General features: G+C 61.4%; 11 protein-coding genes and 1 pseudogene. 10 read left to right on the forward strand and 2 right to left on the reverse strand.

The window, feature by feature from the left end; all coding sequences use genetic code 11:
• The first annotated feature begins 122 nt into the window (after nt 1-122).
• From BUE09_RS15060 to BUE09_RS15080, 5 genes and pseudogenes are all read left to right on the forward strand, one after another.
• On the forward strand, nt 123-2,153 hold the full coding sequence (locus BUE09_RS15060; protein WP_073301923.1) for an NADPH-dependent 2,4-dienoyl-CoA reductase: 2,031 nt from the start codon (nt 123-125) through the stop codon (nt 2,151-2,153).
• A 64-nt stretch (nt 2,154-2,217) separates the two neighbouring features.
• Nucleotides 2,218-2,658, forward strand: a complete 441-nt coding sequence (locus BUE09_RS15065) for a nuclear transport factor 2 family protein (RefSeq protein ID WP_254980623.1) — start codon at nt 2,218-2,220, stop codon at nt 2,656-2,658.
• 187 nt (nt 2,659-2,845) lie between these two features.
• Nucleotides 2,846-4,207, forward strand: a complete 1,362-nt coding sequence (locus tag BUE09_RS15070) for a coiled-coil domain-containing protein (RefSeq protein ID WP_073301925.1) — start codon at nt 2,846-2,848, stop codon at nt 4,205-4,207.
• 14 nt (nt 4,208-4,221) lie between these two features.
• Nucleotides 4,222-5,166: a 1-aminocyclopropane-1-carboxylate deaminase/D-cysteine desulfhydrase gene (locus BUE09_RS15075; protein WP_073301927.1), complete on the forward strand. Its 945-nt coding sequence runs from the start codon at nt 4,222-4,224 to the stop codon at nt 5,164-5,166.
• A 25-nt stretch (nt 5,167-5,191) separates the two neighbouring features.
• Nucleotides 5,192-6,295, forward strand: a pseudogene (locus tag BUE09_RS15080) (cyclic nucleotide-binding domain-containing protein).
• 12 nt (nt 6,296-6,307) lie between these two features.
• Here BUE09_RS15080 and chrA read toward each other — a convergent pair.
• Together chrA and BUE09_RS15090 are read right to left on the reverse strand one after the other, a co-directional pair.
• A complete protein-coding gene (gene chrA / locus BUE09_RS15085; RefSeq protein ID WP_073301929.1) occupies nt 6,308-7,525 on the reverse strand; it encodes a chromate efflux transporter in 1,218 nt (405 codons plus the stop codon).
• Nucleotides 7,526-7,613: 88 nt separating this feature from the next.
• On the reverse strand, nt 7,614-8,546 hold the full coding sequence (locus BUE09_RS15090) for a DUF1853 family protein (RefSeq protein ID WP_073302041.1): 933 nt from the start codon (nt 8,544-8,546) through the stop codon (nt 7,614-7,616).
• Nucleotides 8,547-8,758: 212 nt separating this feature from the next.
• On the opposite strand from BUE09_RS15090, the gene BUE09_RS15095 reads away from it, so the two are divergent.
• The 5 genes from BUE09_RS15095 to BUE09_RS15115 all read left to right on the forward strand — a co-directional run bounded on the left by BUE09_RS15095 (nt 8,759) and on the right by BUE09_RS15115 (nt 12,661).
• Complete coding sequence (locus BUE09_RS15095; RefSeq protein WP_045426155.1) at nt 8,759-9,646, forward strand: NAD(+) kinase; 888 nt, start codon at nt 8,759-8,761, stop codon at nt 9,644-9,646.
• Nucleotides 9,646-10,605: a metallophosphoesterase gene (locus tag BUE09_RS15100; protein WP_073301931.1), complete on the forward strand. Its 960-nt coding sequence runs from the start codon at nt 9,646-9,648 to the stop codon at nt 10,603-10,605. Before BUE09_RS15095 ends, BUE09_RS15100 begins: the two co-directional genes overlap by 1 nt.
• Nucleotides 10,606-11,481, forward strand: a complete 876-nt coding sequence (locus tag BUE09_RS15105) for a rhomboid family intramembrane serine protease (protein ID WP_073301933.1) — start codon at nt 10,606-10,608, stop codon at nt 11,479-11,481.
• 71 nt (nt 11,482-11,552) lie between these two features.
• Entirely contained in the window at nt 11,553-11,828 is a 276-nt protein-coding gene (locus BUE09_RS15110; RefSeq protein ID WP_073301935.1) for a YeaC family protein, read from the forward strand.
• Nucleotides 11,828-12,661, forward strand: a complete 834-nt coding sequence (locus BUE09_RS15115) for a DUF2797 domain-containing protein (protein ID WP_073301937.1) — start codon at nt 11,828-11,830, stop codon at nt 12,659-12,661. The genes BUE09_RS15110 and BUE09_RS15115 overlap by 1 nt, the downstream gene beginning before the upstream one ends.
• Nucleotides 12,662-12,866: the final 205 nt, after the last annotated feature.

Below are 12,866 nucleotides of genomic sequence, written 5' to 3' on the forward strand. Positions count from 1 at the left end.
GGTCATTGAGCGCGCGGCGGGTGCTGTTTATCGTCACGGCACTGCGACTGCGCCCGACAGAGGCGCGGCGATCCGACCGACGAATTCTGGCACCAGCTGTGCCGCCTGATCGAGGAATGAACATGACCGCTTTTCCGCACCTGCTGGCTCCGCTGGACCTGGGTTTTACCACGCTGCGCAACCGCACGTTGATGGGCTCGATGCACACCGGCCTGGAAGAGATGCCCAATGGATTTGAGCGCATGGCCGCCTTCTTTGCCGAGCGCGCACGTGGCGGCGTTGGCCTGATCGTCACCGGTGGGGTCGGGCCGAACGAGGAAGGTTCGGTACGCGCCGGAGCAGCCAAGTTGTCGACACCTGAGGAAGCAGAAGAGCACAAGGTGGTCACCCAGGCGGTGCACGAGGCGGGTGGCAAGATCTGTATGCAGATTCTCCACGCCGGGCGGTATGCCTACAGCCCTCAGCTGGTAGGACCTAGCGCCATCCAGGCGCCGATCAACCCCTTTACCCCACGCGAGCTGGACGAAGAGGGCATCGAAAAACAGATCCGTGACTTCGTCAACTGCGCAAGCCTGGCGCAAAAGGCTGGCTATGATGGCGTCGAGATCATGGGGTCGGAAGGCTACTTCATCAATCAATTCCTGGTGTCTCATACCAATCACCGCACCGACCGTTGGGGCGGCAGCTACGAAAATCGTATGCGTCTTCCGGTTGAAATCGTACGGCGCGTACGCGAAGCGGTTGGCCCCGAGTTCATCATTATTTATCGCCTGTCGATGCTTGATCTGATGGAGGGCGGCAGTACCTGGGACGAGGTAGTGACGCTGGCCAAGGCCATCGAGCAAGCCGGTGCCACCTTGATCAATACTGGTATTGGCTGGCACGAAGCCCGCATTCCGACAATTGCCACCAAGGTGCCACGCGCGGCTTTTACCAAGGTAACGGCGAAACTGCGCGGCCAGGTCGGCATTCCGCTGGTAACGACTAACCGCATCAACACGCCGGAAGTTGCTGAACAGGTCCTGGCAGAAGGCGATGCGGACATGGTGTCCATGGCTCGCCCGTTCCTCGCCGATCCGGATTTCGTCAACAAGGCGGCTGCGGACCGCAGCGACACCATCAACACCTGCATCGGCTGTAATCAGGCCTGCCTGGACCATACCTTCAGCGGCAAACTGACCACCTGCCTAGTCAACCCGCGGGCGTGCTACGAGACAGAGCTGAATTACATCCCCACCACCTCGATCAAGAAAATTGCAGTTGTGGGTGCGGGCCCGGCTGGCCTGGCGGCTGCCACCGTAGCGGCCGAGCGTGGCCATCAGGTAACGCTGTTCGACTCCTCGAGTGAAATTGGCGGTCAGTTCAATATCGCCAAGCTTGTGCCAGGCAAGGAAGAGTTCTTCGAAACCCTGCGCTACTTCGAAAGCAAGCTGCAGAGCACTGGCGTCGACGTCCGTCTGAACACCCGCGTCAGTGCGGCTGACCTGTTGGCGGGCGGTTTCGATGAAATTATCCTGGCAACCGGTATTGCGCCGCGCACACCGGATATCCCAGGTATCGATCATCCAATGGTGATCAGCTACATCGACGCGATCCTGCAACGCAAACCTGTAGGGCAGCACGTGGCAGTCATCGGTGCCGGCGGGATCGGCTTCGATGTGTCGGAATTCATCACTCACGACGGTCTCTCGACCAGTCTCGACAGAGAGGCGTTTTGGCGCGAGTGGGGCATCGACCTCGCACTGGAAGCGCGCGGTGGGGTGGCGGGCGTTCAGCCGGAGCCCCACGCACCGGCACGGCAGGTCTATCTGCTGCAGCGCAAAAAAACCAAGGTTGGCAGTGGCCTGGGTAAGACAACCGGCTGGATTCACCGCACGGGACTGAAGAACAAGCATGTGCAGATGATCAGCGCCGTTGAATACCTGGCGGTCGATGATAAAGGCCTGCATATCCGTGTGGCCGATGGTGAGCCGCAGGTGCTTCCGGTTGATACGGTCATTGTTTGCGCCGGCCAGGACCCGTTGCGCGAATTGCAGGCCGAACTCGAGGCTGCCGGGCGCCAAGTTCATCTGATCGGCGGCGCTGACGTCGCCGCAGAGCTCGATGCCAAGCGCGCCATCAACCAGGGTTCACGGCTAGCCGCTGAAGTCTGATCCAGACAAGTCCCGCTTCTCACACAGTCTGTTTGGCGGGACTTTTTCGTATAGGAGCGACGATGTGAGTACATCCCTTGCGTTACAACCGGCTGCCAGCGAAACCTTAAAGCGCTGGCATCAGATGATTGCAGCCGGTGACCTGGGCCGGCTACCGGATCTGTTGCATCCGCAGGCAGTGTTTCGCTCGCCGATGGCCTTCGTGCCCTACGAGAGCGCGGCAGCGGTCAATCTGATCCTGAATACCGTGGTGACGGTGTTCGAAGATTTTGCTTACCACCGCGAGTTGGCGAGCGCCGATGGCATGGACGTCGTGCTGGAGTTCAGCGCTCGCGTCGGTGATCGTCAGCTCAAGGGCATCGACATGATTCGCTTCGATGAGAGCGGGCTGATTACCGACTTCGAAGTCATGATCCGGCCGATGAGCGGGCTGCAAGCGCTCGGTGAAGAGATGGGCAGGCGCCTGGCACCTCAGCTCGCGGCATTGAAAGGCCGGCCGGCTTAATCCGATCCGTTCACAGTTTGTCGGTGGCGCTTCGGCAGCCTATCCTGGCGGCGAAGGCGCTGCCAACCCAGTCACATTGCCGGTTTCGCTTTTTCCCCTACACTTTGCGCCAACCATGGCTAGCGGGCATCACGTACCCGCGGCGCGGATTCTCGCGGGCCGTTTCAAGTTGTTGAGGAAGCCGAGCATGCAGATTAAACCGCAGACGGTCGAGGCCGTACTGTTCTTCAATGATGGCGGCATCTGCAAGGAAATGCTCTATCCCGAGTTCGAAGCCATGCTCGATGGGGTGGTGAGCATGATGGAGTTTGCCGATCAGCAGATGCGGGTCGCGTATGTTCTGGTCAACGCCCGGCTGCAGATTCGCGCGGCGGTGTTCTTCTACCTCGATTTCAATGAGGATGGATCAGCCGACAGTGGCTGGAATATTCCGTTGCGCAGCCTCGCCGAACGCGCCGGACGGGGGCCGGATCTTGGCGCCGGGCCGATTCGCCTGGCCTGTCGCAGTCAGTGCCCGGTGTCCTGGCACCAGATGCACTTGTGGGACCCAGACTTAACGCCTGGCAAGAATCACTTCGTGATGTTGCGTGATCGTATCAAGCGCAACCAACTCGGGCTGTTGGTTGAAGAGGAGACATCACAGGCCGTGCCCGCCGAGCGCCTGCAAATGGTGGCCGAAGATACCTGGTACGCGCCGGACGCGGCCAAGCAGGTCGCCACTCGCCGCGCCGAGCAGCTTGAAAAGGAGCAACGACTCAAGGCGGCGCAGTTGATCAAGCAGCAGCGTTTGCGTATTGCCAGCCTGGAACAATTGCGAGAGGCCGATATCGCCAGACTGCGGGACCTGGCCGCTCAACAGCAGGCAACGCTGCAGAACGAAGTAGCCCGATTGCGTGGCGAGTTGCTTGAGCAGGAGCAGCAGACGGTGAAACTTCGCGCCCAGCTCGCCGAGCAGGCCGAGGGCTTCCAGAAGACCCGTGAAGAGATGAGCCAGCAGTTGCGTGCGGTTGAGCAGAACAGTCGCGACGAAGCTGACGCTGCTCGGGCGCGCTTCAGCACTGAGGTGCAGGTGCAAGTCGCCGCAGCGGTGGCCGAATACAAGGAGCAGGTAGCTATTCGGGACGTCGAACTGGCGTATCGCAACGAACTGGATGCGCAACTGCAGGAAGACATCGAAGCGCTGCAGAAGCAGGTTGGGGTGTTGGCCGAGCAGACTGGTGACCGGATGCTCGAACGGTTGTCGCGGCTCGGCGTGATATTCATGGCTTATCACCCAGGCGCCGGACACCTGACCATCGCCCTTCAGGACATGGCGCGCTATCAGGAGAATCCGCTGGCGTATGCCGCTGCCAAATGCGCGGTCTCCGAGGAGCAGTACGGCAAGTGGGTTCAGCATTATCAGCAGCCTACCTGTGTGGCCAGTCTGTCGACTGGTGAGCGCTGCAACATGCCGTTGGACAAGGTCGATTCACCCGCACGCTTCGTGATCGGCGAGTCCAATTGTTGCGCCAGGCACCGGTCTCAAGATCGGCTGCGTACCGGTAGCTGACAGGGTTTTCTATCATTTCTGTGTCCATCCCCAGCCTGGCCTCGGTGCCGCTGCAACGGCTCGATCTGCCTTGGCTGCGCGCAGCCGATGTCCAATTAGCCGTGCTGCGGTTGGATCTGGTCGATCCAGAGCTGTCCGGCAACAAGTGGTTCAAGCTCATCCACCACCTCGCTGCGGCGCAAGACAGCGGCGCGTCAGGGCTGATCAGCCTTGGCGGCCCTCATTCCAATCATCTGCATGCGCTAGCCGCCGCGGCCAAGCGTTACGGCCTGGGGAGCGTTGGGCTGCTGCGCGGCAATCCGCAGCAAACAGCGACTGTTGAAGATTTGCAGCGCTTCGGCATGCAGCTGCACTGGCTCGGTTACGGGGGTTATCGCGAGCGGCACCGAGCGGATTTCTTCGATACCTGGCGCGAGCGTTATCCCGGCTACTACAGCGTGCCGGAGGGGGGCGGCGGGCTTGCTGGTGCGCTGGGTTGCGTCCCGCTGGTCAATCACGTGCAAACTCGCCTGGCCGCTCTCGGCTGGACGGACTACGAGGGCTGGTGGCTTGCCGCAGGCACGGGTACCACCTTAGCCGGGTTGGTTATCGGCGAGGCGCAGCGGCGCGGAAAAACAGTTCACGGAGCCCTGGCAGGCCCGCCTTCGCACGGTGTAGCAGACGAGGTGAGCCGGTTGTTGCGGGACGCTGGCATAGCTGATTCCGGGTATCAGCTGATCGATGCCTGCCGCGGTGGCTTCGGTCGATTCGACGAGCCACTGGCTCGGTTCCTGCTGGAGACAGAAACGCTATCGGGGGTGCCGCTGGAGCCTGTTTACACGGCCAAGGCGATGATGGCATTGCGCCTTTATGCAGGGCGCGGTTATTTTGCCGCTGGTACGCGGCTCATCTTCGTGCACACCGGTGGTCTGCAGGGCAGGAGAGCTGCCGAGGCGCAACTGGAAGCGCTGTTGCGCTGACCTCACGCCCCTTCGGAATTCATGGATGAACAAGCCGCTACTTTCGGATCTGCTCCCCCGCCTGGTTCCGCTCAACACGCTGCCGTCCCGGTATCTGCAGGAAATTCGCCATCAGTTGGTGCCACGTGCCCTCGCGCCAGGCGACGAGCTGTTCGATGAGCAGGCACCGTCGGGTCTGAGCTATTTTCTGCTCAGCGGCACCCTGTCGCTACTGACCCCGGATGGCGAGCGTCCCCTGGTTGCAGGCTCGCCTGAAAGTCGCCATGTTTTTACGCCCGGCATACAGGTGAGCAAAGTTTGCGCCCTGGAAGAAGCCTGCGTGCTGGGCATCGACAGCGCGCAGCTAGAGCGCCTTGTGACCTGGCAGCATGCCAACGCCGATCTGTTGTTGGAGCTGGCAACGGCAGGTGAGCTGACCGACTGGCTCGAAGCGCTGCTGGAAAACCCGCTGTTCGCGAAGGTGCCCCCGGCAAACGTACGCGACATGCTTACCAGGCTCGAAACCATCGACCTTCCGGTCGGCCACGTGCTGCTGCGTGAAGGTGAGGCCGGCGACTGTTGCTACTTTCTCAAGAGCGGCCGCGCCGAAGTCATGACTGGCCTTGGCAGCGCCAGCCAGGTAGTAGCGGAGCTGGACGTCGGCGCCTGCTTCGGTGAAGAGGCCTTGCTTACCGACGCACCGCGCAACGCCACCGTTACGCTGATCGAAGATGCATGCGTGCTGAAACTGGCGCGCGAGAGCTTCGTTTCGTTGTTGAAGGCGCCGGTAGTCGATGAGCTCAGCCTGGAACAGGCGAATGCGCTGATTGAGCAAGGCGCCCAATGGCTGGATGTGCGGCTGCTGGAGGAATACTAGCAGGGGCATGCCCGGCTGGCGCTGACAATGCCGCTGCATCTGTTGCGGCTGAAGGCGCGATTGCTGCAGCAGGATCGGTTGTATCTGTGCTACTGCGACAGCGGCAAACGCAGCGCCAGCGCGGTGTTCCTGCTGACGCAGCTGGGCTTCAGCGCTTATCCGCTGTGAGGCGGCCTCGACGGGGTGTCAGCAGAAGATTACGTGAAGTTGCTTTGTGAGCAGGGTAACGGTTATCTCGCGCGTTCCGGCGGGCGAACCGAACGCAGCGGCTGAGCCGACGAGAGTCTAGCTCAGCATGGCGAGCAACCAGCCGGCGATGCCGCCAGCCATTACCACCAGCCAGGGCGGCGACTTCCACACCATCAAGGCAGCCAGGGCAATGGCCGCCAAGAGAAAATCGCCTGGACCAAAAATCGCGCTGGTCCAGACCGGATCGTATAACGCTGCCAGCAACAGTCCGACGACCGCAGCATTCACCCCGCCCAGCGCTGCTTGCATGCGCCGATTGGCACGCAGCCGATCCCAGAAAGGCATAGCGCCAAATACCAGTAGAAACGACGGGATGAACACGGCAATCAGGCACAGCGCGGCGTTGATCAGGCTGCTGCCGCTGCTGATCGAGGCCCCGAGAAAGGCAGAGAAGGTGAATAGCGGCCCTGGGACCGCCTGAGCGGCGCCGTAACCGGCCATGAAAGTGTCATTGCTGACCCAGCCGTTGGGCACGACTTCGGCTTGCAGTAACGGCAGCACCACATGGCCTCCCCCGAACACCAATGCGCCGGCGCGGTAGAAGCTGTCAACCATCGCCACCAGCTGGTTGGTCGAGACAGCAGCCAAGGCGGGTAGCAGCAGCAGTAAGGCAAAGAACAGCAGCAACGCCAAGACACCGACTGTTTGCCGCACGCGAGGCTGGAAGGGCGTCAGGCTGGGCTTGGCAGCGGGACGAAACAACAGCAGCCCCGTCAGACCGGCGATAGCAATGACGACCAGCTGCGCCCAGGCACTGGTCAACAGCAGAACAGCGCAGGCAGCCAGCAGGGCGATAGCGATACGCGGGCCATTGGTGCACAGATTGCGCGCCATTCCCCATACCGCCTGGGCGACGACGGCAACCGCGACGATCTTCAGCCCGTGGAGGACTCCGTCCGGCAGACTGCCCCCCCAGCGACCGATGCCCAGCGCGAACAATGCCAGCGCGATCGCTGACGGCAGGGTGAATCCCGTCCAGGCCGCCAGCGAGCCGCAATAGCCGCCCCTCAGCAACCCTATGGCAATCCCGACCTGGCTGCTCGCCGGGCCGGGGAGAAACTGACAGAGGGCTACCAGATCCGCATAGCCTTGCTCGTCGAGCCAGCGCCGGCGGTGGACGAACTCATCACGGAAATAGCCCAGGTGCGCCACCGGCCCGCCGAATGAGGTGAGGCCCAGGCGCAGGAATAACAGAAAGATTGACCACGGATTCGAGTGTTCCGGGGCGTTTGAATGGAGCTGGTCCGAGCTCATCGAGACTGACCCTTACGGCGAAAGGAGGTGGCACTGCGGTCGCCGCAAGTCTGCAGGATGCTGATGACATTTTCACGTCAGCTGCGGCTCAGTGAGCCGGCCAGGTGTCGGGAACCAGAAACAGGCGCTCCTGCTCGAGCCAGTGTCCATCCGCATGCGCTTCCAGGCGCACCAGCATTTTCGCTTGGCATTGACCCTCAACTTCGCTGAGCCAACGGTCGAAATCAGCCCTTTGCCAGACGGCGCCGCGCGGAACCTGCGCGGGCGCCAGCCAGGCATGGCGGGGCAAGGGTTGCCAGATCGCGCTGCGGTCGTTTTCAGCAAAGCCCGCCCAGTCGTGTTGACGCAACCAGCGTCCGCCAAGGTGCAGAGGATTGGCGCCGGCAGGCGTAGAGCGGGCGCTTGCTAACGGCTGGAATAGGTAGCCGCCCAGCCACAGAGCGCTGTTGATCTGAGCGCTGGTCAGCTCGCTGAGCAACAGCTGAGCGGCGGGCTCCGCCGGTAGCTTCAGTTGGTGTTCGCAGAGGCGCCGCAGCTTGATGTCAAGCCGGTCGTGGCTGCCGGGGCCCAGCCAGCGGTGGTGCAGCGTGCTGTCGCCGTCGAGTCCGAGGTAGAACTTGACGGCCAGTTCCAGGTGATGGACGCCGTCCCGATCGCGCAGGAGCAAATCCAGCTCGCCCAGCGTATGACTGCCTTGGCGGATCGGCAGATTCGCCACCAGCAGGTCGATATCCGGCGCCTGGCACAACGCAAATTGCCAGAGCCGCTCGTAATACAGGCCCAGTCGCCGAGTACTGCGTTGCGCGAGCCAGGCCTCGAGAACGCTCGGCTGCGTGTCGAGCAGGCGCAGCCAGTCGGCCAGTTCGCCGGGTTTCTCAGCCCAGCGGCTGGCCGTCAGCGGGTGTCTTTGTGGCGCTGGAGCTTCGCTCAGCAAGGGTGGCGAGAGCAGGACCCATGCGAGATCCCGCACGGCGGGGTGCACGAGGCCGGGGAGCAGATCGCCAAGGCAAGGAAGGTTCATGCAAGCAGCATAGCCGAGGTTGGTTTGCTGCCACTTCCAGCTTTCGCCCATAATTCGCCGGCTGCACTGCAACGGGGAATCCGAGCCGACCAGTTTGTTGAACTCGAACGTGCCTGCGCGACACCAAACAAGTGCCTGTTACGCTTCGGCCGGTCGGTGTTTTCTCCTGCCTCGCAATTGCCTGTTACCCGTCTCGCCTACAGGGAGTTTCAATGGATCAGTTCCGCAACATCGGCATCATCGGCCGCCTGGGCAGTTCCCAGGTGCTGGACACCATTCGCCGATTGAAGAGATTCCTCGTGGAGCGTCATCTGCACGTGATCCTCGAAGAAAACATCGCCGAGGTGCTGCCCGGTCATGGCATGCAGACATCCTCGCGGCAACGTTTGGGCGATTCCTGCGATCTGGTGATCGTGGTGGGTGGTGACGGCAGTTTGCTGGGTGCGGCGCGGGCGCTGGCCAAACATCGAGTCCCGGTGCTGGGGATCAACCGTGGCAGCCTTGGCTTTCTCACCGATATCCGCCCTGATGAGCTGGAAGAGAAGGTCGCCGAGGTGCTCAGCGGGCAATACACCCTGGAGAATCGTTTCCTGCTGGAAGCTCAGGTGCGGCGCTTCGAGGAGTCGATCGGTGAAGGCGACGCGCTCAACGATGTGGTGCTGCACCCCGGCAAGTCGACGCGGATGATCGAGTTCGAGCTGTACATCGATGGCCAGTTCGTCTGCAGTCAGAAGGCCGACGGGCTGATCATCGCCACCCCCACAGGCTCTACGGCCTATGCGCTATCCGCTGGCGGGCCGATCATGCATCCACGCCTGGATGCAATCGTGGTGGTTCCGATGTATCCGCATACCTTGTCCAGCCGGCCCATTGTGGTGGACGGCAACAGCGAACTAAAAATCGTCGTCTCGCCGAACATGCAGATCTATCCGCAGGTCTCCTGTGATGGACAGAACCATTTCACCTGCGCACCAGGCGATACCGTCACGGTGCGCAAGAAGCCGCAGAAGCTTCACCTGATTCACCCGCTTGACCACAACTATTACGAGGTCTGCCGCACCAAGCTTGGCTGGGGCAGCCGACTCGGTGGAGGGGAATAGTGTTTGTCGATCCGGAGCGCAGCTACGACCTGATCGGGGACGTGCATGGTTGTGCCCACACGTTGGCGCATCTGCTCGACCAGCTGGGCTATCGTCGCCACGGTGACGTATGGCGGCATCCGCGCCGGCAAGTGATCTTTCTCGGCGACATCATCGATCGCGGTCCGCGGATTCGCGAAGCGCTTCATCTCGTCCATGCGATGGTCGAAGCGGAGCAGGCGCACTGCATCATGGGTAATCACGAGTTCAACGCGCTGGGCTGGTACATCCCGGCACCGCCAGAGAGCGGCAAAACCTTCGTTCGTGAGCACACGCCGCGCTATGGCAAGCTACTCGAACAGACATTCGAGCAGTTCGAGCACTACCCAGATGAGTGGCGCGCCTTTCGCGACTGGTTCATGGAACTGCCGCTGTTTCTGGAAAGCGAGCGCTTTCGCGTGGTGCACGCCTGCTGGGACAGCGGGGTGATCGATCAGCTGCGCAAACGGCTTAATCGCGCGCGCGTCGATCATGAGTTCCTCCGTGACGCCGCGTTCGCGGACGGCTTTGCCGCCAAGGCTCTTGACCGTCTACTCCGAGGCACCGATATGCCTTTGCCGCAAGGGCTTACGCTGACCAGTGCTGAAGGTTTCAAACGCAGCTTCTTTCGCACCAAATTCTGGGAAGAAGACCCCCAGACGTACGGCGATGTGGTTTTTCAACCCGACGGGTTGCCGGAACATGCGGCGCGAATGCCGCTCAGCCAAAGCCAGAAAAGCCGCTTGTTCCTTTATGGCCCCGATGAGCCTTTGCTGTTCGTCGGCCATTACTGGCGCAGTGGGACGCCAGCACCAATCCGGTCGAATCTGGCCTGTCTCGATTACAGCGCGGTAATGTACGGCAAGCTGGTCGCCTATCGGCTCGATGAGGAAACCCGACTCGACCCGGCGAAGTTCGTCTGGGTGGACGTGGAGCGATAGATGAGCATCGTTGAAGCGCTGCGCCTGCCATTGTCGGAAGACCTGAGCGGTTTCATTGCCTTGCTGCGGCGACTGCAGGTGCCTTGCCGCGTCTCTGAAGAGTCGGGTGAGCAGGTGTTGCGGGTGCCGGCAGAGACCGCAGAACAGGTCCGTGAGCTTTACCAGCGCTACCCACGGGGTGATGGTGCTGTAGTAGCCGAACAACCGTCGCGCCGCGCTGGCGGTTTCGTCGCCAGCCTTCGCCGTAGTCCGCTGACTGCAGCGGTGTTAGTGCTGACAATGATCGCTGCTGCGATCACCATGCTAGGTGATAACTTCGGCACCATTCGCTGGTTTAACTTCAGCGATTTTCGCATCGATGGTGAGTACGCCTACTTCGCTACGCTCGAGCAGACACTCGCTACGGGGGAGTGGTGGCGGCTGGTGACGCCGATCTTCGTACACTTTGGCTTTCTCCACCTGGCGATGAACTCCATGTGGTATTGGGAGCTTGGGCGGCGCATCGAATATCGACAGGGCGCGCTGATGTTGCTCGGCCTGACGCTGGTGTTCGGCGTCGTGTCCAATATGGCGCAGTACACCTACGGCGGCCCAGGCATATTCGGCGGACTATCGGGCGTCCTGTACGGGTTGCTCGGGCATTGCTGGCTGTTCCAAAAGCTCTCTCCCGATGAGGCCTATCGGCTGCCGCCCGGCGTTGTGGTGCTGATGCTGGTCTGGCTGGTGGTCTGCCTGACGGGCGTGATCGAAGTGGTGAGCTTCGGCGCATTGGCGATCGCTAATGCGGCGCATGTTGGCGGCCTGGTTGCCGGCTGTTTGACCGGCGTTCTCGGCGGGCTGGTGTCCCGTCGCAGAGCGGTGCGGATGGGCGACTGAAAGGCTGATCGGTTTTTCCCTAAAGCTGCGCTGCTCGGTAGAATGCGCGCTTGATTCCCTGGGAGCCGGCCATGTCGTCCTTTATCGAAGCTATCGAAAACATCACCCCCGAAATCTACGAAAACCTGAAAACTGCCGTCGAGCTGGGCAAGTGGAGCGACGGTCGCAAGTTGACGCCCGAGCAGAAAGAAACCTGCCTCGGCGCGATGATCGCTTGGGAACTGAGGAACCTGCCGGAAGAGGAGCGCACCGGCTACCTGGGTGGCCAGGAATGTGGCTCCAAGAGCAAGAACAAGACGCCCATCGACTCTAGCCTGTTTTCACCCGCTTCCGGGACCCGGCACTGATGCTCGAGCTGGGACGCGGCGCGCTGAGCAAGATGTCGATTCAGTTGGGTGAGCAGGCGCAGTATTCCTTTCGCCTGAACGACACGCTGGTGCCGGTCAATCCGCTGATCGGCAAGACCCTGCGGTTGGAGTACCTGGGTGCCATTCACTGCAGCCACTGTGGTCGCAAGACCAACAAGAGCTTCAGTCAGGGCTATTGCTACCCCTGCTTCAAGAAGCTGCCGCAGTGCGATATCTGCATCATGAGCCCGGAAAAATGCCACCACGACTTCGGCACCTGCCGCGATCCGCAGTGGGGCATGGACTTCTGCATGACCGATCACGTGGTGTACCTGGCCAACTCGTCGGGCATCAAGGTCGGTATCACCCGTGCCACGCAATTGCCAACGCGCTGGCTCGATCAGGGCGCCAGCCAGGCGCTGCCGATCATGCGCGTTGCGACTCGCCAGCAGTCAGGAATGGTAGAAGACCTGTTGCGTAGCCAGGTCGCTGATCGCACCAACTGGCGCGCACTGCTCAAGGGTGATGCCGAACCCATCGACCTGATCGAAATACGTGAAAAGATCTTCGATGCCTGCGCTGAGGGCTTGCGTGAACTGCAACAGCGCTACGGGCTGCAGGCGATCCAGCCAGTGGCCGATGCCGAGGTGCTCGAGATCCGCTACCCGGTCGAGGCCTACCCGACCAAGATCGTCAGCTTTGATCTGGAAAAGACGCCGGTCGTCGAAGGCACCCTGCGGGGCATTAAGGGTCAATATTTGATCCTTGATACGGGGGTTATCAATATCCGCAAGTTCACGTCGTATCAAGTGGCCGCAAGCAGCGCAGCGTAGGGTGGATCACGCTTCACCGATCCACCGGGTGGCGATCCACGAGTGGCCATCCACCAAAATGAGCAGCGGCAGATGATCGGTGGATGTAGAAAACGGCATCTACCCATTGCGCCGCTGGCTAATCGCGTGGTCAAGGACGAACGGACTGGAACAGTGGATACAAAAAGGCCCCGCCGTTTCCACCCTACAAGTCCGCCGCGACAGG

This window comes from Stutzerimonas xanthomarina DSM 18231, assembly GCF_900129835.1.
Taxonomy (GTDB): Bacteria; Pseudomonadota; Gammaproteobacteria; order Pseudomonadales; family Pseudomonadaceae; genus Stutzerimonas; species Stutzerimonas xanthomarina.